18 protein-coding genes are annotated in these 18,150 nt (G+C 62.0%); 7 read left to right on the forward strand and 11 right to left on the reverse strand.

Going from position 1 to position 18,150, the window contains the following annotated elements; translation table 11 throughout:
* Positions 1 to 48: 48 nt before the first annotated feature.
* The 7 genes from pcaG to pcaR form a co-directional block, all read right to left on the reverse strand.
* Positions 49 to 615 carry a protocatechuate 3,4-dioxygenase subunit alpha gene (gene pcaG / locus WBR57_RS13865; protein WP_424084295.1) on the reverse strand — a complete coding sequence of 189 codons (567 nt, stop codon included), beginning with the start codon at positions 613 to 615 and terminating at the stop codon, positions 49 to 51.
* A 1-nt stretch (position 616) separates the two neighbouring features.
* Complete coding sequence (gene pcaH, locus WBR57_RS13870) at positions 617 to 1,321, reverse strand: protocatechuate 3,4-dioxygenase subunit beta (protein WP_101267416.1); 705 nt, start codon at positions 1,319 to 1,321, stop codon at positions 617 to 619.
* A 17-nt stretch (positions 1,322 to 1,338) separates the two neighbouring features.
* Positions 1,339 to 2,541 carry a 3-oxoadipyl-CoA thiolase gene (gene pcaF / locus WBR57_RS13875; protein WP_424084330.1) on the reverse strand — a complete coding sequence of 401 codons (1,203 nt, stop codon included), beginning with the start codon at positions 2,539 to 2,541 and terminating at the stop codon, positions 1,339 to 1,341.
* Complete coding sequence (locus WBR57_RS13880) at positions 2,538 to 3,317, reverse strand: CoA-transferase subunit beta (RefSeq protein ID WP_424084296.1); 780 nt, start codon at positions 3,315 to 3,317, stop codon at positions 2,538 to 2,540. The genes pcaF and WBR57_RS13880 overlap by 4 nt, the downstream gene beginning before the upstream one ends.
* The gene (locus WBR57_RS13885; RefSeq protein WP_424084297.1) at positions 3,317 to 4,174 is read right to left on the reverse strand and encodes a CoA transferase subunit A; all 858 of its coding nucleotides are present in this window, start codon (positions 4,172 to 4,174) and stop codon (positions 3,317 to 3,319) included. Before WBR57_RS13885 ends, WBR57_RS13880 begins: the two co-directional genes overlap by 1 nt.
* 147 nt (positions 4,175 to 4,321) lie before the next feature.
* Positions 4,322 to 5,662 (reverse strand): MFS transporter, encoded by a 1,341-nt coding sequence (locus WBR57_RS13890; RefSeq protein WP_424084298.1) that lies wholly within the window; start codon positions 5,660 to 5,662, stop codon positions 4,322 to 4,324.
* Between the two features lie 139 nt (positions 5,663 to 5,801).
* A complete protein-coding gene (gene pcaR / locus WBR57_RS13895) occupies positions 5,802 to 6,644 on the reverse strand; it encodes a pca regulon transcriptional regulator PcaR (RefSeq protein WP_128586809.1) in 843 nt (280 codons plus the stop codon).
* 551 nt (positions 6,645 to 7,195) lie between these two features.
* Between pcaR and WBR57_RS13900 the strand changes: the two genes are divergently transcribed.
* Together WBR57_RS13900 and WBR57_RS13905 are read left to right on the forward strand one after the other, a co-directional pair.
* Complete coding sequence (locus tag WBR57_RS13900; RefSeq protein WP_003172389.1) at positions 7,196 to 7,396, forward strand: hypothetical protein; 201 nt, start codon at positions 7,196 to 7,198, stop codon at positions 7,394 to 7,396.
* Positions 7,397 to 7,708: 312 nt separating this feature from the next.
* Complete coding sequence (locus tag WBR57_RS13905; protein ID WP_424084299.1) at positions 7,709 to 9,184, forward strand: inorganic phosphate transporter; 1,476 nt, start codon at positions 7,709 to 7,711, stop codon at positions 9,182 to 9,184.
* Positions 9,185 to 9,395: 211 nt separating this feature from the next.
* Here the strand turns inward: WBR57_RS13905 and ccoM are convergent, their stop codons facing one another.
* The gene (ccoM, locus tag WBR57_RS13910; protein WP_276145525.1) at positions 9,396 to 9,512 is read right to left on the reverse strand and encodes a cytochrome c oxidase subunit CcoM; all 117 of its coding nucleotides are present in this window, start codon (positions 9,510 to 9,512) and stop codon (positions 9,396 to 9,398) included.
* A 143-nt stretch (positions 9,513 to 9,655) separates the two neighbouring features.
* Entirely contained in the window at positions 9,656 to 9,817 is a 162-nt protein-coding gene (locus WBR57_RS13915) for a hypothetical protein (RefSeq protein ID WP_424084300.1), read from the reverse strand.
* Between the two features lie 132 nt (positions 9,818 to 9,949).
* Between WBR57_RS13915 and WBR57_RS13920 the strand changes: the two genes are divergently transcribed.
* The 3 genes from WBR57_RS13920 to WBR57_RS13930 all read left to right on the forward strand — a co-directional run bounded on the left by WBR57_RS13920 (position 9,950) and on the right by WBR57_RS13930 (position 12,561).
* Positions 9,950 to 10,822, forward strand: coding sequence for a LysR substrate-binding domain-containing protein (locus tag WBR57_RS13920; protein WP_424084301.1), 873 nt, complete (start codon positions 9,950 to 9,952; stop codon positions 10,820 to 10,822).
* A gap of 90 nt (positions 10,823 to 10,912) precedes the next feature.
* Positions 10,913 to 11,383 (forward strand): RidA family protein, encoded by a 471-nt coding sequence (locus tag WBR57_RS13925; protein WP_424084302.1) that lies wholly within the window; start codon positions 10,913 to 10,915, stop codon positions 11,381 to 11,383.
* A complete protein-coding gene (locus WBR57_RS13930; RefSeq protein WP_424084303.1) occupies positions 11,380 to 12,561 on the forward strand; it encodes an aminotransferase class V-fold PLP-dependent enzyme in 1,182 nt (393 codons plus the stop codon). Before WBR57_RS13925 ends, WBR57_RS13930 begins: the two co-directional genes overlap by 4 nt.
* Here WBR57_RS13930 and WBR57_RS13935 read toward each other — a convergent pair.
* On the reverse strand, positions 12,558 to 12,899 hold the full coding sequence (locus WBR57_RS13935; RefSeq protein ID WP_424084304.1) for an aspartate-semialdehyde dehydrogenase: 342 nt from the start codon (positions 12,897 to 12,899) through the stop codon (positions 12,558 to 12,560). The genes WBR57_RS13930 and WBR57_RS13935 overlap by 4 nt on opposite strands.
* A gap of 219 nt (positions 12,900 to 13,118) precedes the next feature.
* Between WBR57_RS13935 and rapA the strand changes: the two genes are divergently transcribed.
* Positions 13,119 to 15,965: an RNA polymerase-associated protein RapA gene (gene rapA, locus WBR57_RS13940; RefSeq protein WP_424084305.1), complete on the forward strand. Its 2,847-nt coding sequence runs from the start codon at positions 13,119 to 13,121 to the stop codon at positions 15,963 to 15,965.
* Positions 15,966 to 16,065: 100 nt separating this feature from the next.
* Here rapA and WBR57_RS13945 read toward each other — a convergent pair whose 3' ends face one another.
* Complete coding sequence (locus WBR57_RS13945) at positions 16,066 to 17,412, reverse strand: spinster family MFS transporter (RefSeq protein ID WP_424084306.1); 1,347 nt, start codon at positions 17,410 to 17,412, stop codon at positions 16,066 to 16,068.
* Between the two features lie 253 nt (positions 17,413 to 17,665).
* Between WBR57_RS13945 and WBR57_RS13950 the strand changes: the two genes are divergently transcribed.
* Entirely contained in the window at positions 17,666 to 18,031 is a 366-nt protein-coding gene (locus WBR57_RS13950; RefSeq protein ID WP_424084307.1) for a YkgJ family cysteine cluster protein, read from the forward strand.
* Positions 18,032 to 18,150: the final 119 nt, after the last annotated feature.

Here is an 18,150-nt window from a genome sequence, read left to right on the forward strand (position 1 = left end):
ATCAAATGTGGGAGGGGGCTTGCCCCCGATGGGGCCCTGAAAAGCGACTCAATAATCGAAGAACACCGTCTCTTCTTCCGTCCCCTGCAAAATCACATTCCACTGATGCACACCCGCCGCATCCGGCTTGGCAATCAATGTGCCGCGCCGCTCTGCCGGCACACACGCCAGCAACGGGTCATCCCCATTCAGCGCCTCGCCCTCGAAATAAATCCGCGTGAGCAAGTGCTTCACCAACCCACGGGCAAACACCAGCACCACCAGGTGCGGCGCCTGGGTCGTGCCCTTCAGGCCCGGGACGGCACCCGGCTTGATCGTGGTAAACCGGAACCGCCCCTCGGCATCCACCGGCACGCGGCCAAAGCCTTCGAAATTCGGGTCGACCGCCTTGGCCTGTTCATCCTCAGGATGGTCGTACTTGCCGGCGGCGTTCGCCTGCCAGACTTCCAGCATGGCGTCGTTGACGACATCACCGTTGCCATCCACCACTTGCCCGCTGATCGCCACGCGCTCGCCGAGGGTAGCGGGCACGGTCAGGTCTTCGCGGTTCAGCCAGGTCAGGCCGATGTGGTAATACGGCCCGACGGTGTGGGACGTGGTCGCATAGAGTGTCATCTCATTTCTCCATCGGCGTGGCGTCGCGGCCGCGCAGGACGATGTCCCAGCGGTAGCCGAGGGCGTAGGAAGGGATGGTTTTTTCCAGGTCGAAACTGGCGATCAGGCGCTGCTTGGCCGAGGTGTCCGGCACGCAGTTGTAGATCGGGTCGTACTCCAGCAGCGGGTCGCCCGGAAAATACATCTGCGTGACCAGGCGCGTCAGCACGCTCGGGCCGAACAGCGAGAAGTGGATGTGCGCCGGGCGCCACGCGTTGTGGTGGTTGCCCCACGGGTAGGCGCCGGGCTTGATGGTCTGGAACTGGTACCAGCCATCGGCGTCGGTGACGGTGCGGCCGGTGCCGGTGAAATTCGGGTCCAGCGGCGCGTCGTGTAGGTCGCGCTTGTGGTTGTAGCGGCCGGCGGCGTTGGCCTGCCAGATCTCCACCAGAATGCCCGGCACCGGCAGGCCGTTTTCATCCAGCACACGCCCGTGAATGATGATGCGTTCGCCCTGGGGCTCGCCGTCATGCTGAGCGGTCAGGTCGTTGTCCTTCTCGTTGACGCGCTCGGCGCCGATAGTCGGACCGGTGATTTCCGACAAGGAATGCGGCAGAAACACCAACGGCTTGGACGGCGAACGCAGGTTCGTCGACTGATAGGCCGGGTGCAGGTAATCAGGTTGAGTGCCCGCTTGCGGGCGCCGGTAACCGGGCTTGTCACTCATGGAGCAATCCTCTCTTATTAGACGCGTTCAATCGCCAGGGCCAGGCCTTGGCCGACGCCCACACACATGGTCGCCAGGCCTTTGCGGCCGCCGGTTTTTTCCAGTTGATGCAATGCCGTCAATACCAGCCGCGCGCCGCTCATGCCCAACGGGTGGCCAAGGGCGATGGCGCCGCCGTTCGGGTTGACCTGCGGCGCATCGTCGGCAATGCCCAACTCGCGCAACACCGCCAAACCCTGGCTGGCGAAGGCTTCATTGAGTTCGATTACATCAAAATCAGTGACTGCCAGGCCCAGGCGCTCCACCAGTTTGCGCACCGCCGGCACCGGGCCGATGCCCATCACGCGCGGTGCGACACCGGCGCTGGCCATGCCCAGGACGCGGGCGCGGGCGGTCAGGCCGTGTTTCTTCACGGCGTCGGCAGAGGCCAGGATCAGCGCCGCCGCGCCGTCGTTCACGCCCGATGCATTGCCGGCGGTGACGGTTTTATCCGGGCCGTTGACCGGCTTGAGTTTGGCCAGGGCTTCCAGGCTGGTGTCCCGTGGATGCTCGTCGTGCTCGACCAGGGTTTCGCCTTTTTTATGCGCGACGCGCACCGGCACGATCTCTTCAGCGAAATACCCGGCAGCCTGGGCGGCAGCGGTGCGTTGCTGGCTGCGCAGGGCGAATGCGTCCTGGTCGGCGCGGGACACGTTGTAATCGTCGGCGACGTTATCGGCAGTCTGCGGCATCGCATCCACGCCGTATTGGGCTTTCATTAACGGGTTGATAAACCGCCAGCCGATGGTGGTGTCTTCCAGCTGCATGTTGCGCGAAAACGCCGCGTCGGCCTTGCCCATCACAAAGGGCGCGCGGGACATCGACTCGACGCCGCCGGCAATCGTCAACTCCATCTCGCCACTGGCAATCGCACGGAATGCGGTGCCGATCGCGTCCATGCCCGAGGCGCACAAACGGTTGAGGGTCACGCCGGGAATGCTTTCCGGCAGGCCCGCCAGCAGCAGCGCCATGCGTGCCACGTTGCGGTTGTCTTCACCGGCCTGGTTGGCGCAGCCGAGGAACACTTCGTCGACCGCGCTCCAGTCCACCGAAGGGTTACGCTCAATCAATGCCTTGATCGGCAGTGCGGCCAAGTCATCGGCGCGTACCGTGGACAAACCACCACCGAAGCGGCCGATGGGGGTGCGGATGGCGTCACAGATAAATACGTCGCGCATCAGGCTTCTCCGGGTGCTTGGCCGTGGGCGGCGGCGGTGCGGGCTTCGAGGTCACGCAGGGCGGTCAGCTCCACGTCCGTCGGCTCGGCGGTGGTCGCCACTTGGTCGGCAAAACGAATCGCCCAACCGGTGGCCGCGACCACTTGCTCGCGGGTCACGCCAGGGTGCAGCGCAGTGACCACAAACTCATGGGTGCCCTCTTCCGGCTCCATGATGCACAGGTCGGTAATTATCCCTACAGGCCCGGCGCCCGGCAGGCCCAGGCGTTTGCGCGAGTCGCCGCCTTCGCCATGGCCGACCGAGGTGATGAAGTCCAGCTTGTCGACAAACGAACGCGACGACTGCTTGAGGATGATCAGCACGCTCTTGGCCGAACCGGCAATTTCCGGCGCGCCACCGGCACCCGGCAAACGCACTTTAGGCTGATGGTAATCACCGACCACGGTGGTGTTGATATTGCCGAAGCGGTCGACCTGGGCAGCGCCGAGGAAGCCCACGTCGATGCGCCCGCCTTGCAGCCAATAGCGAAAAATCTCACCGGTCGGGACTACGGTATCAGCGGTTTCCGCCAGTTCGCCGTCACCGATGGACAGCGGCAACACCGACGGCTTGGCGCCAATCGGGCCGGATTCGTAGATCAGCACCACATCCGGCGACGAGGTCAGGCGCGCCAGGTTGGCGGCCTTGGAGGGCAAGCCGATGCCGACAAAACACACCGAGCCGTTCTTGAGGCGGCGCGCGGCGGCGACGGTCATCATTTCATTGGTCGAGTAGGTCATTACTTGGCCCCCTGCGCGGTGGCCAGCTTGGCCTGGAATTCACTGAAGTCGGCAGTGCCATGGATGTATTCGTCGATCCAGGCGGTAAAGGTCCCACGGTCGCGGGCAATCGGGTCCCACGCCTGATAGAAGCGGTTATCACGCTCGTTATAGCCGTGTGCGTAGGACGGATGCGCGCCACCGGGTACGTGACACACCGCGGTCAGGGCCCAGGTCGGCAGCACACAGCTGTTCATCGGCGCATTCAAGTCATCGACGATTTCTTCGACGGTGACGATGCAGCGTTTGGCAGCCAGCGCCGCTTCCTTCTGCACACCGAGAATGCCCCAGAGCAACACATTGCCCTTGCGGTCGGCCTTTTGCGCGTGGATTACAGTGATGTCCGGGCGTACCGACGGCACCGCCGCCAACACCTCGCCGGTGAATGGGCAGGTCACGGTCTTGATCAGCGGGTTGACCTTGGGCAGGTCGGAACCGGCGTAGGCGCGCAGTACCGCGAACGGCAGGCCGGAGGCACCGGCGACGTAGGCATTGGCCAGGTCGGCGTGACTGTGCTCTTCGATTTCCAGCGGCTGCGGCCATTGTTTCTCGACCGCGTCGCGCAGGCGGTGCAGGGAGCCCACACCCGGGTTGCCGCCCCAGGAGAAAATCAACTTGCGGGCGCAACCGGCACCGATCAATTGGTCGTAGATCAGGTCAGGCGTCATACGCACCAGCGTCAGGTCTTTCTTGCCCTGACGAATGATTTCATGACCCGCTGCGGTAGGGATCAGGTGGGTGAAGCCTTCCAGTGCGACGGTATCGCCGTCGTTCACGAATTGCTTCACCGCGTCACGCAGCGCAAGAATTTCAGCCATGGGGTTGGGCTCCCGGTGTGGATCGAAAAAGGCGCTGAGGTGGCGCCGAAGTGCTTGAAGATTAAGCCGGGGAATTGCGCCAAACAATCCGATAATCGACACAGTGTTCGATTATCGAACGCATTGTTGGCAGGCTATCGATTTGCCTCAAGTCGCGTCGGCGTGGCTGACCATGCCTTTGATGACGACAGCAGCCGTGGCGAGGGCGGCAGGGATCACCAGCGCCGTCAGCACCTGCTCGAAGTTCCAGCCCAGGCCGAGCAAGGTGGCGCCCATCCACGCGCCGAGGATCGCGCCGAAGCGGCCAATGCCAAGCATCCACGACACGCCGGTGGCGCGCCCCTGGGTCGGGTAGAAGCGTGCCGCCAGAGACGGCATCGCCGATTGCGCGCCGTTGACGCACATCCCGGCGATCAGCACCAAGGTCGCCAGCAATGTGATATTGCCCAGGCTCTGCCCTACCGCGTAGGCAAACACCCCGGCCAGCAGGTAGAACGTGCCGATGACCTTGTGGGGGTTGAACCGGTCCATCGCCCAACCCACGCCGACGGCGCTCAATACGCCGCCAAACTGGAACAACGCACCGATAAACGCCGCCTGCTCCATGCTCGCGCCGCTGTCACGCATCAGGGTCGGCAGCCAGCTGGTCAGCAGGTACACAATCACCAGGCCCATGAAATAGGTGAGCCACAGCAGCAAGGTGCCGGCGCTGTAGGTGCCGGAAAAGATCACCGCGAACACATTGCGCGCCTTGACGGTTTTTTGCTCCGGCACACTGAAACCGCTGGCATGGGCGACGATCGTAGGCTCAATCGGTGACAGGGTTTTACGCACCTTGTCGGTGCCGCGATTGCGCACCACCAGGAACCGCGCCGATTCCGGCAGCCACACCAACAGCACCAGCGCGAGGATCAATGGCAGGATGCCGCCGATCATCAGCAAGCTATGCCAGCCGAACGCCGGGATCAGCTTGGCGGAGATAAAACCGCCACCCGCCATGCCCAGGTTGAACCCGCAGAACATGCTGGTCACCAGCAATGACTTGTGGCGTTCGGGGGTGTATTCGGAGAGCAACGTCGTGGCGTTCGGCATGCCGGCGCCCAGGCCCAGCCCGGTAAGGAAGCGCAGCACCAGCAACTGGTCGACATTGCTGCTGTAGGCCGATGCCAGGCTGAACGCGCCAAACACCAGTACCGCGCCGACCAGCACCACTTTGCGCCCGAACCGATCCGCCAATGGCCCGGAACCCAGGGCGCCGAAGACCATACCGATCAACGCAGCGCTCATCACCGGGCCGAGGCTGGCGCGGTCGATGCCCCAATCCTGGGACAGCGCAGGTGCGATAAAGCCCATGGCCGCGGTGTCGAGGCCATCGAGAAAGACAATCAGGAAACACAGGATCACCACGCGCCATTGATAGCGTGACAGCGGCTGGGCGTTGATAAAGGACTGGACGTCCAGCGGAGTACCGACAGAAGGCTGATTCATTATTTTTATTCCACACCGAGGGCGGGCTGACGGCCTGGGGTCGTCGTTATTATTGGGCGCCAAGGCGCTGGCGCACAGTAATAAGCCGGGGGAAACATCGTCAATTCATCCAACCGGGATCTGTGCGATCAGCGAACACTTAGGCGAACAGCTGCGCACTCAGCTCACGGCTGGCGCTGAGCATGCTCGGCAGGAAGCGCTGCTCCAGCTCGCTGCGGCTGACCCGGCCGGCGTGGGTGCTGACGTTCAGCGCAGCCAATACCTGGCCGGACGCGTCGTACACCGGCACGGCGATGGAGCGCAGGCCTTGTTCCAACTCTTGATCGACGATGCACCAACCCTGTTGACGCACTTGTTGCAGGCATTCGAACAAGGCTTCGGGGGTAGTCAGCGTGCGGCTGGTCTTGGTGTGCAGCTCAGCGTGGTCGAGGTAATCCTGCAGCGAGGCGTCGTCCAGCGCCGCCAGCAGGATACGGCCCATGGAGGTGCAATACGCCGGCAAGCGCCCGCCCACCGACAGGTCGACGGAAATCAGGCGTTGGGTGGTGGCCGAGCGCGCGATATACAGAATGTCATCGCCTTCGAGGGTGGCCATGTTGCAGGCCTCGTGAAGTTGCTCGCTCATGCGGTCCAGGTAAGGCTGGGCCGAGACCGCCAGTGGCGTGGACGACAAATAGGCATGGCCCAGGGTCAGCACTTTGGGCAACAGCGAATAGGTGCGACCGTCGGTGGTGGCGTAACCCAGCTTGATCAGGGTGTGCAGGCAACGGCGCACGGCGGCGCGAGGGATTTCGGTGCGGTGGCTGATCTGGGCGATGGTCAGGTGACGCTTGCGCTCCTGGAAGGCCTGCACCACGGCCAGGCCACGGGCCAGGGAGGTCATGAAGTCCGGATCGCCGGTAAACGCCTGGATGCGCTTGGCCGGTGAGGCAACGATCGGCGGCGCGACTGACGCGAAAGAGTTGCGCAATTGATCGTTCATGTCGGGATCCTTTCTCTTATTGTCAACCACAGGGGAGGTTTGGCGGCTATTACAAGCCGCGTCGGCCGGATTGTACAAGGCAGGGCCGAGAACATTGGGCGATTATCGGACGGTCATTCGATTATCGCAAACCGGCGGCCGGCGTCGCCTGTGGACAAAACGGCCAGGGATACAACGGTATTTATCAGGTGCAAGTTGTGTGGAACTAATGACGCCAGAATTCCCACACAGTCTGACGTTGCCGTGTAACAAAACCCTCACACACCATTGACGCTTTTTAATTGTATGCTGATAGTGTTATTTGAATGCCTCGCTATAATGCAGCTGTGCAAAAGCCAGCAAGGTTCTGCTTCGGCACCTCAAAGCCTCCGGGTGATACACCTGCCGTGCCTTGTCGATGCTTAACTACCTGCCTCAGATGTGTGCACTAACAATGTCCGCGTGCGACGTTCAAACTTGAACGCTTTAATGGTTCTGTTTGGAACAGCCCGAGGGCGGCATTCAGGCTTAGCACTGCCAATTAACAACACTCAACTCATTTAGGTAACGATGTGACAAAAGATGAACTGCGCGCGGAACTTGAGCGCCAGGAGCAACGTTACAAGGACGTTTACGGCGGGGAAGTCACCACCTACGCCGCCCAACCTGAACCTGAACGCAAACCATGGCGCAAGCGAGCCAGCTTGCTCGACCAGGCATTTGCCCAGGAAATCCAAAAGATTGAGCAGGAACTCAAAGCCGAAGAGCCATAAGCACTTCGGTCCGAGCCTCAGGATCCGCCTCGACTACTGGCACATGGCTAGCAGTCGGCAGCCTTGCAGCTGACTGCCCTCAACGAAATTTCATACAAATGTTTCAGATGCGCCATTTTAGCGATAAAACCCCTCCCAGCGCGTCCTCTGCTTTATAAATCAAAGACTTGCCAAAGCCCCGAAAACCCTGGGATGCGCGCCTTTCCCACATAATTTCTTCTAGAAGATTGTTACCGATGAGCAGCTAGTGCATCGATTACTGAGGTTTTCTGGCATAATCGCGCCCCCTTACGACCGGGTCAGAAAACCTTCATGATCGATTTATTCAGCGGACTGGATGCTTGGGTTCTCGTGAGCCTGTTGCTCGCCCTGGCCTTTGTCCTCGCCTTCGAGTTCATCAATGGCTTTCATGACACCGCTAACGCGGTGGCCACAGTCATCTATACCAAAGCCATGCCGCCACACCTGGCCGTGTTCTTCTCCGGGGTGTTCAACTTCCTCGGCGTGTTGCTCGGTGGTGTGGGTGTCGCCTACGCCATCGTGCACTTGCTGCCGGTTGAGCTGCTGATCAATGTGAACACCGGCCATGGTCTGGCGATGGTCTTCTCTTTATTGGCAGCGGCGATCACCTGGAACCTGGGCACCTGGTACTTCGGTATCCCCGCCTCCAGCTCCCACACCCTGATCGGCTCGATCCTCGGTGTCGGCCTGGCCAATGCCCTGATTAACGACATTCCCCTGGCTGACGGTGTGAACTGGCAGAAAGCGATCGATATCGGGGCTTCCCTGGTGTTCTCGCCGATGGCCGGTTTCGCGGTCGCTGCCCTGGTGCTGCTGGGCCTGAAATGGTGGCGTCCGCTGTCGAAGATGCACAAGACCCCGGACCAGCGCCGCAAGCTCGACGACAAGAAGCACCCGCCGTTCTGGAACCGCCTGGTACTGGTGATTTCTGCCATGGCCGTAAGCTTCGTGCACGGTTCCAACGATGGCCAGAAAGGTATCGGCCTGATCATGCTGGTGCTGATCGGCATCGTGCCGGCGCAGTTTGTACTCGACCTGGGCAGCACCACGTACCAGATCGAACGCACCCGCGACGCTACCGTGCACTTGAGCCAGTTCTACCAGCGTAACAATGCCACTTTGGGCGAGTTCCTGGCCCTGGGAAAAAGCGTGAAGGACGATTTGCCGGGCAAGTTCCAGTGCAACCCGCAGCAGACCGAGCCGACCATCAACGCGCTGGTCGACACCCTCAAAGGCGTGTCCGACTATCACTCGCTGACGTCTGACCAGCGCATTGAAGTCCGTCGCTACCTGCTCTGCCTGGATGACACCGCGAAGAAAGTCGGCAAGCTGCCTGGCCTGGACGCGCGTGAGAAGTCCGATCTGGACAAGCTGCGCAAAGACCTGACCGCCACCACCGAATACGCCCCGTTCTGGGTGATCCTGGCGGTCGCCCTCGCCCTGGGCCTGGGCACCATGGTGGGCTGGAAGCGCGTGGTCCTGACCATCGGCGAGAAGATCGGCAAGCAGGGCATGACCTACGCCCAGGGCATGTCGGCGCAGATCACCACGGCGAGCATGATTGGCCTGGCCAACATCTTCAGCCTGCCGGTTTCGACGACCCACGTGTTGTCGTCGGGTGTGGCCGGGACCATGGTGGCCAACAAGAGTGGGCTGCAGGGCGGCACCGTGAAGACCATCCTGATGGCCTGGGTGCTGACCTTGCCGGCGACCGTGGGGCTATCGGCCGGGTTGTTCTGGTTGGCGTCCAAGGCGTTGGGTAGCTGATAGGCTGCGGCTGGAAAAGAAGGCGCGATCTCTGATGGGGGTCGCGCCTTTTTTTATGGCGGGTGATTGGGGGCATATCCGTTATTGGGGTGATGGCGGAACCCTAAGCGGCCGTTACCGCAGAAATGGATATACCCCCAAAAAACACCCAAAAAAAAGGGCGACCGAAGTCGCCCAAAATGCCTTGCGTGCTCATATAACCCAGAAGAACTTACGGTTCTTTGCGCTTATTAGCGTCCTTCCAGATAAAAATCCCAAACCCTACAAAAAACAGCACCATGAGGCTGACAGTCAGCACCCCGGCAAATACCACATTATCGATAAACATGACCGGCCTCCTGCACTTGCCCTGTTGCGATAGGGCTAAGTTAATGCAGAAGGCGGATGGGAAAATTGACGAGGATCAATGTCGCCCGCAACGGAGCGTAAAGAAGGGTAATAACTGACCTGCATCAACAGATGCAGGCCATTTCAACGCTTTTTAGGTTTGTTCTTCGACTTTTTCTTAACATTGCCCAGCGGCATGGCCTGCTCAAATGCCTGGCGTACTTCATTCAGGCGCTTGTCATTGAGGTCATGCACACGCTTGGCACGTTCGGCATTCAGGTCTATCAGCTTGTCGTCATCACTCATGGCATGGCTTACACGTGGCGGGAATAGCCCAATAATGCGGCCTCCCCCGCCCAACGGCAAATCAGCCGGCGACAAAAGGCAGGCCATCGCCCAAAATCGGCACTTTCCACTCGACCCAGGAGGCGCACTCAGGTGGCACTGCACAAGGACCTTCCCCCGCTGCTGGCCCTGCGCGCCTTTGAAGCCGTCGCGCGGCACTTGAGTTTTATCAAGGCCGCGAGCGAGTTGTCGGTGACCCAAAGCGCCCTCAGCCATCAGGTGCAGAAACTCGAACAGCACCTGGGCAAACCGCTGTTTATCCGACGCACCCGCGCGATCGATCTGACCGCTGACGGTCAACGCTACTACGATGAAATCCGCCCTGCCCTCGACGCCATTGCCGCAGCCACCCGCGCCCAACGAACCCTGCCGACGGCGAGCGTACTGCGCGTCGGCCTGTTGGCATCGTTCGCCACCTTGTGGCTGGCCCCGCGCCTGGCCGAGTTTCTCAACCGCTACCCGGCTATCCAGGTCGAGCTGTTGCCGGCGATTCAATTGGCCAACGTCGCCGCCGCCGAGGTCGACCTGGCGATTCGCTACGGCAAGGGCGACTGGCCCGACGTGCAAGCCACCCGGCTGATGCCTGAGGTCATCTCACCGGTGTGCAGCCCGGCCTTCAAGGCCAGCCAGTTGCACAACGGCCCGTTGCTGATGGCCACATCGCACCGCCCCTTCGAATGGACGGATTGGTCCGCGCATCACCAGGTCGACCTCGACCGTCACCCGCGTGTGATGCTGCACGACTACAACATCGTGGTCGAAGCCGCCGTCGCCGGCCAGGGTATCGCCATGGGCCGGCACCGTTTGATCGAGCGCAGGCTGCAGGACGGCAGCCTGGTGCAAGCCTTCGACTGGCCGCCGTATCACAGCGATATCGGTTATTGGTTGATCACCCCTCAAGGCCCCGCCAGTGAAGCCGCCGCATGTTTCAGCGAATGGCTGAAGCAAGCCTGCAGCGATACGTGAGTGATTTCGATACATCGGGTGAGATCTATCCGTTTGTCGCCCCTCGCCTCACCCAACATGCTGCAGTCCCCTGACCCTTGAGGACTCAACATGAGCGACTCCATCCGCCAACGCGTACAAGCCCTCGGGCTGACGCTGCCTACCCCGGCCCAACCGGCCGCCAACTACATCAACTATGTTGTCAGCCAAAACCAGCTGTTTATCTCCGGGCAAATTCCGATGGCCGAGGGTAAACCCGCCTACGTTGGCCGAGTGGGCGAATCCCTCAGCGATGAAGCAGGCGCCGAGGCGGCGGAGTTGGCAGCGCTGGGCCTGCTGGGGCAATTAAGCGATGCCGTGGGGGATGACCTGTCGCGCGTGGTGCGCATCCTGCGCCTGGGCGTGTTCATCGCCAGCAGCGGCGATTTCCAGCACCAGAGTGTGGTGGCCAACGGTGCATCGAACCTGCTGGTCAACGCGCTTGGCGACAAGGGCCGACATGTGCGCACCGCCGTGGGGGTTTCCAGCTTGCCGGCCGGTGTGGCGGTGGAGGTTGATGCCATCTTCGAGTTACTGCCATGAGCCCGTTTAAGGTCCAGCAACTAAGGGACTGCACCCCGGGCTGCCAGTCCGGCATCGTGCACTTCAACCACGCTGGCGCGTCCCTGCCAAGCCAGGCGACCTTGGACGCGATCATCGACCAGCTGCAACGCGAAGCCCGCGACGGCCCGATGGAAGCCGGCGAGCATGGCGCCGTGCTGGTAGAGAAAGCCCGGCGTGCGGCTGCGCAGTTGCTCAACGCGCCAGCCGCCTCGATTGCGTTTACCAGCAGCGGCTCGACCGCCTGGAGCCTGGCATTCCAGGCGCTGGGCGCGTGGCAGCCCGGCGACCGCATCCTGGTCGGCCGCCATGAATGGGGTGGCAACCTGGCGAGCATGCAGTTGGCAGTACAGGCGGGCGCCCGCGTGGAGGTCATTCCCTGCGATGAATCCGGGGCGGTCTGCCCGCTGGCGCTGGAGGCGATGATCGATGGCAACGTAAAGCTGATCGACCTGACCTGGCTCCCGGCCAACGGCGGCCTGATCAACCCAGCCCAGGCCATCGGCGAGGTAGCCCGGCGCCATGGCATTGCCTACTTTATCGACGCCGGCCAAGCCGTCGGCCAGGTGCCGGTGGACGTGCAGGCGCTGGGCTGCGATGTGCTCAAGTCGGCCGGTCGCAAGCACCTGCGCGGGCCACGAGGCACGGCGCTGCTGTATGTGCGCGCGGACTTTCTCGAGCACTTGAACCCGGCCCAGCGCGATGTGTTTTCAGCGCCGTGGAGCGCCGAAGGCTTCGACCTGCGCAGCGATGCCCGGCGCTTTGAAACCAGCGAAGTGTCTTACGCCTTATTGGCAGGGTTGGGCAATGCGTTGCAGGAGGCCAATCGCCTGGGGGTGGCGCGGACGTGGGAACGGGTGTCGCAGACCAGCGCGCGAATCCGCGAAGCGTTGCGTCAGACGCCGGGCATTACGCTGCATGATTTGGGTGTTGCGCAGTCAGGCTTGATCGCCTTCAACCTGGCCGGCTGGGACGCTTTTGAACTCAAGCGACGCCTGGGATTGCAGCGCATCAATATCGGCGCCAACGGCGTGGCCTACACCCCGCTGGACATGCAGGCACGCGGCCTGGCCAGCATCGCGCGAATTTCCGTCAGCCCCCTCAACACCGATGACGATGTGGAGCGACTGATGGCCGCCTTGCGGGCGTTGCGCGATTAAACCTCGACGTCCACCCACAAACCCTGGCGCGGCGAGTCTTCGATCAACGGCACCACCGGCACGGTGTTGTCGGCATTCAGTACGTCGCCGGGGATCGCCAAGTGAACTTCCGGGTCTTCCTCGGCTTCGCGGCGGCGTTTTTGCTGCTCCTGCTGGCGGCGCTGCTCTTCGCGCAACAGGAACGTCGACTGCTCGGCATCGCCCTTTTTCATGTCGATGGTACTTTCGTTGGAGCTCGGCTGTACCGGCACCACGGGCGGGATATCCGGCTTCTGGCGCACCGGATCGAGTTGTGACGTGACCGGCACGACACTCACGGGCAGCGTAGGTGGAAACATAATAGTTATTCTCCTGATCATCAGGCTGTCGGCGGCCTACACCGCGACTTGAGCGCGGGCTCGCCAACCTGTGACCCAGTCGACACTCGCAAGTGCCCGCCACCCGTCGATTCGGCGTTCGACGTGCCACGCAAACCGAGTAGTTTTTCTCAGAGTCCTTGGGCGTGGGACCTTGTTCCGTTAAGATAGTCGGCTTTTTCACGGCGGGAGTCAGGCAGCATGGCGCAGCAGTATCAACCGGGGCAACGCTGGATTAGTGACAGCGAAGCAGAGCTGGGGTTAGGCACCGTTCTGGCACAGGACGGACGCTTGTTGACCGTGCTCTATCCGGCCACTGGCGACACTCGCCAGTATGCGCTACGGAATGCGCCCCTCACGCGTGTGAGGTTTTCGCCGGGTGACAGCATCACTCATTTCGAAGGCTGGAAAATGACCGTACAGGAAGTCGACGACGTCGATGGCCTGCTGGTCTACCACGGCCTCAATGGGCAGAACGAGCAGGTCACCCTGCCGGAAACCCAGCTGTCGAACTTCATCCAGTTCCGCCTGGCCAGCGACCGCCTGTTCGCCGGGCAGATCGACCCGCTGGCCTGGTTCTCGCTGCGTTACCACACCCTCGAACACACCAGCCGCCAGCTGCAATCCTCGCTGTGGGGCCTGGGTGGCGTGCGTGCGCAACCGATTGCCCACCAATTGCACATCGCCCGTGAAGTCGCTGACCGTATCGCGCCGCGGGTATTGCTGGCGGACGAAGTGGGCCTGGGCAAGACCATCGAAGCCGGCCTGGTGATCCATCGTCAGTTGCTGTCGGGGCGCGCCAACCGCGTGCTGATCCTGGTCCCGGAAAACCTGCAGCACCAATGGCTGGTGGAAATGCGCCGCCGCTTCAACCTGCAAGTGGCGCTGTTCGACGAAGAACGCTTTATCGAAAGCGATGCCACCAACCCGTTCGAAGACACCCAGCTCGCACTGGTGGCCCTGGAGTGGCTGGTGGACGACGAAAAGGCCCAGGACGCGCTGTTCGCCGCCGGCTGGGACCTGCTGGTGGTCGACGAAGCCCACCACCTGGTCTGGCATGAAGACAAAGCCAGCCCTGAATATTCGCTGGTCGAGCAACTCGCCGAAGTCATCCCTGGCGTGCTGCTGCTGACCGCCACCCCGGAACAACTGGGCCAGGACAGCCACTTCGCGCGCCTGCGCCTGCTTGACCCGAACCGCTTCCACGACCTGCACGCCTTCCGCGCCGAGAGCGAGAACTATCGCCCGGTGGCCGAAGCCGTGCAGGAGTTGCTCGACAAGGGCCGCCTGTCACCGGCTGCACACACGACCATCCAGGGTTTCCTGGGTAACGAAGGCGAAGCACTGCTCACCGCCGTCAACGATGGCGACACCGAAGCCAGCGCGCGCCTGGTGCGTGAGTTGCTCGACCGCCATGGCACCGGCCGCGTGCTGTTCCGCAACACCCGCGCCGCCGTGCAGGGCTTCCCCGAGCGCAAGCTGCACGCCTACCCGCTGCCGAACCCGGATGAATACCTCGAGTTGCCGTTGGGCGAACACGCCGAGCTGTACCCGGAAGTCAGCTTCCAGTCGCAGCCGGACGTCGAGGAAGAAAACCGCTGGTGGCGCTTCGACCCGCGTGTCGAGTGGCTGATCGACCAGCTGAAAATGCTCAAGCGCACCAAGGTCCTGGTGATTTGCGCCCACGCCGAAACCGCGATGGACCTGGAAGACGCCTTGCGCGTGCGTTCCGGCATCCCGGCCACGGTGTTCCACGAGGGCATGAACATCCTCGAGCGTGACCGCGCGGCGGCTTATTTCGCCGATGAAGAGTTCGGCGCCCAGGTGCTGATCTGCTCGGAAATCGGTTCCGAAGGCCGTAACTTCCAGTTCTCTCACCACCTGGTGCTGTTCGACCTGCCGTCCCACCCCGACCTGCTGGAACAGCGGATCGGCCGTCTGGACCGGATCGGCCAGAAACATGTGATCGAACTGCACGTGCCTTACCTGGAAACCAGCCCGCAAGAGCGCTTGTTCCAGTGGTACCACGAAGCGCTCAACGCCTTCCTCAATACCTGCCCGACCGGCAACGCCTTGCAGCATCAGTTCGGCCCACGCCTGCTGCCGCTGTTGGAAAACGCCGACGACGGCGAATGGCAGGAGCTGATCGACGAAGCCCGCGCCGAGCGCGAGCGCCTGGAGCAGGAACTGCACACCGGCCGTGACCGCCTGCTGGAGCTCAACTCCGGCGGCGCCGGCGAAGGCGATGCGCTGGTGGAAGACATCCTGGAGCAAGACGACCAGTTCGCGCTGCCGATCTACATGGAAACCCTGTTCGACGCGTTTGGCATCGACAGCGAAGACCATTCGGAAAACGCGCTGATCCTCAAGCCCAGCGAAAAAATGCTCGACGCCAGCTTCCCCCTCGGCGACGACGAAGGTGTGACCATCACCTACGACCGTAACCAGGCGCTGTCGCGCGAAGACATGCAGTTCATCACCTGGGAACATCCGATGGTGCAGGGCGGCATGGACCTGGTGCTGTCCGGCTCCATGGGCAACACCGCCGTGGCGCTGATCAAGAACAAGGCGCTCAAGCCGGGCACCGTGTTGCTTGAACTGCTCTACGTCAGTGAAGTGGTCGCCCCGCGCTCGCTGCAACTGGGCCGCTACCTGCCACCGGCCGCATTGCGCTGCCTGCTGGATGCGAATGGCAATGACCTGTCCGGCCGTGTGTCGTTCGAAACCCTGAACGATCAGCTCGAAAGCGTGCCACGCGCCAGCGCCAACAAGTTCATCCAGGCCCAGCGCGATCAGCTCACGCCACGCATCAATGCCGGCGAAGAGAAGATCACTCCGCGCCACGCCGAGCGTGTAGCCGAGGCCAAGCGCCGCCTGGCAGCGGACACCGACGAAGAGCTGGCACGCCTGACCGCGTTGCAAGCGGTGAACCCGACCGTACGCGACAGCGAACTGGTTGCCCTGCGCACCCAACGCGAGCAAGGCCTGGCCATGCTCGACAAGGCGGCGCTGCGACTGGAAGCGATCCGGGTGTTGGTGGCGGGTTGATCAGCAGTTGAGGCAAAAAAAGGCCCGCGCAATGCGGGCCTTTTTTATTGGTCTTCGGGGCCTCATCGGTGGCCAAGCCCCCGATGGAGTCACCTCAGTCTCAAGCAGTAACCGCCTGAGCCGGCACCTCCACCGCCCCCAACCCATCCTTCATCCGCTTGGCATCCCGCACAAAGCTGCGCGAGGCCTGGAACAGAAACAGCATGGTCAAAAACAGCGCCACCGGGATCAGGTACATGGCGTCGTGCAAGCCGACCGCCTTGTACGCCTCGGTCATTTGCTCCGCGCCGGCGGCATACATCGCCGAATGGGCGAAGTAATCAGACAGCCCACCCACCACAATTGGCCCCATGCCGCCCCCGAGCAGATACAAGCCGGCAAAGAACAGCGCCATCGCCGTGGCCCGCAGGCGCGGCTCTACCACATCCTGGATCGCCGTGTACACGCAGGTGTAGAAGTTATAGGCAAACAACCAACCGACACTGAACAGCGCCACAAACACGCCAATCTCAATGCGCCCGGCATGCAACGCCCAGGCGGTGGTGACGGTGGAGATGATCAGGCTGCCAGCGGCAAACAGCAGCCGACCATTGGCGACTCGTTGATGGATCTTGTCGGCAACCCAGCCGCCCAGGGTCAGGCCCACCAGGCCGGTGAGGCCGACAATCACCCCGGTAGCCACCGCCGCGTCCTGCAATGGCAGCAGGAAGTAACGCTGCAGCATCGGCACCAGGAACGAGTTGCACGCATAGGTGGCGAAGTTGAAGCACAGCCCGGCCAGCACCAGCCACAAGAAGGTCGGCACTGCCAGCACGCGACGGAGCGGGCGATCGACGCGCTCCTGGGACACCTGCACGGTCTCGGCCGCACCGCGCTTGGGCTCCTTGATGTAGAACATGAACACCGCCAGGATCATGCCCGGTACGGCGGCGATAAAGAACGGTGCGCGCCAGCTGTCGAACGCCTTGACCATCCAGCCAATGGTAAAGAACGCCAGCAGCAGCCCCAGTGGCAGGCCCAGCATGAAAATCCCCATGGCCCGTGCACGACGGTGTGCCGGGAACAGGTCGCCAATCAGCGAATTGGCGGCCGGCGCATAGCTGGCCTCACCAATGCCGATGCCCATGCGCACCAGCAGGAAGGTCCAGAAACTGCCGACCAGGCCGTTGACCGCCGTCAGCCCACTCCAGGCGAACAGGCCCCAGCCCATCAGTTTGCTGCGTGAACCGGTGTCGGCCAGGCGCCCGAGCGGCAGGCCGGCAATGGCGTAGACGATGGTAAAGGCCGTGCCGATGATCCCGAGCTGGAAGTCGCTCAGGTGCCATTCCATGCGAATGGGCTCGATGATGATCGCGGGGATAGTGCGATCGAAGAAGTTGAACAGGTTGGCGAGGAACAGCAGGAACAGAATGCGCCAGGCATTCGCCGCTTGGGTCGAGTTCTGCATGGGTCCGTCTCTTTTATTGTTATGCGAGCTGCGATGCCCGATGCATCCTGCTCAGGTCCCTGCAACATAGTCAGGCGGGGGCCGGTTGTCTGTAATGATTCGTAAAGCTGATAGGGCATGATTTCACCCGTCACAATGGGACTTTGCCTACGCAAAATATAAGTGCTGGCCCCTCTTCCCAACGGCCATGGCGCGGATAGAATGGCGAGCCTTCCCGTCACACCCCATCCTACTTTTCTTATCGATGACGCCCATGTCCGAAGCCAGTCCGTGTCTGAGTTGCGGTGCCTGCTGTTCACACTTTCGTGTGTCTTTCTTCTGGGGTGAGTGCGCCTCATCGGGGGGCACGGTGCCTGATGACCTGGTGGTGCAGATCAACCACACCCGTGTGGCGATGATCGGTACCGACCAGAAACCCGCGCGTTGCTGCAGCCTTGAGGGTGAAGTCGGCAAGGGCACCAGCTGCAATATTTATGCACAGCGCTCCAGTGTGTGCCGCGAGTTCGATTCCTCCTGGAGCCAGGGTGAGCAAAACGTCGACTGCGATGCCGCCCGCGCCGCCTTTGGCTTGCCGCCCCTGCAAGCGCCGTTCGAACTGGAATTGCCCATCAGCGCTTAGCATCAAACGCTATGTACGGCATACCAAAATGGTTGCGAGCAAAATGCCATTACCGCTGGCAGATCCCGCGAGGCTTCTATACTGGACTGCATAGGTTATTGCCGTAGGCAGTGACAATG

The organism is Pseudomonas sp., from assembly GCF_049590575.1.
Taxonomy (GTDB): domain Bacteria; phylum Pseudomonadota; class Gammaproteobacteria; order Pseudomonadales; family Pseudomonadaceae; genus Aquipseudomonas.

Coding starts and splice junctions, on each gene's coding strand:
- WBR57_RS13905 (WP_424084299.1), top strand. CDS start 7,709: ATGATCGATTTATTCAGCGGACTGGATGCTTGGGTTCTCGTGAGCCTG.
- ccoM (WP_276145525.1), bottom strand. CDS start 9,512: ATGTTTATCGATAATGTGGTATTTGCCGGGGTGCTGACTGTCAGCCTC.
- WBR57_RS13945 (WP_424084306.1), bottom strand. CDS start 17,412: ATGCAGAACTCGACCCAAGCGGCGAATGCCTGGCGCATTCTGTTCCTG.
- WBR57_RS13880 (WP_424084296.1), bottom strand. CDS start 3,317: ATGACCTACTCGACCAATGAAATGATGACCGTCGCCGCCGCGCGCCGC.
- WBR57_RS13890 (WP_424084298.1), bottom strand. CDS start 5,662: ATGAATCAGCCTTCTGTCGGTACTCCGCTGGACGTCCAGTCCTTTATC.
- pcaH (WP_101267416.1), bottom strand. CDS start 1,321: ATGAGTGACAAGCCCGGTTACCGGCGCCCGCAAGCGGGCACTCAACCT.
- WBR57_RS13935 (WP_424084304.1), bottom strand. CDS start 12,899: ATGTTTCCACCTACGCTGCCCGTGAGTGTCGTGCCGGTCACGTCACAA.
- rapA (WP_424084305.1), top strand. CDS start 13,119: ATGGCGCAGCAGTATCAACCGGGGCAACGCTGGATTAGTGACAGCGAA.
- WBR57_RS13930 (WP_424084303.1), top strand. CDS start 11,380: ATGAGCCCGTTTAAGGTCCAGCAACTAAGGGACTGCACCCCGGGCTGC.
- WBR57_RS13925 (WP_424084302.1), top strand. CDS start 10,913: ATGAGCGACTCCATCCGCCAACGCGTACAAGCCCTCGGGCTGACGCTG.
- WBR57_RS13950 (WP_424084307.1), top strand. CDS start 17,666: ATGTCCGAAGCCAGTCCGTGTCTGAGTTGCGGTGCCTGCTGTTCACAC.
- pcaG (WP_424084295.1), bottom strand. CDS start 615: ATGACACTCTATGCGACCACGTCCCACACCGTCGGGCCGTATTACCAC.
- pcaR (WP_128586809.1), bottom strand. CDS start 6,644: ATGAACGATCAATTGCGCAACTCTTTCGCGTCAGTCGCGCCGCCGATC.
- WBR57_RS13915 (WP_424084300.1), bottom strand. CDS start 9,817: ATGAGTGATGACGACAAGCTGATAGACCTGAATGCCGAACGTGCCAAG.
- WBR57_RS13885 (WP_424084297.1), bottom strand. CDS start 4,174: ATGGCTGAAATTCTTGCGCTGCGTGACGCGGTGAAGCAATTCGTGAAC.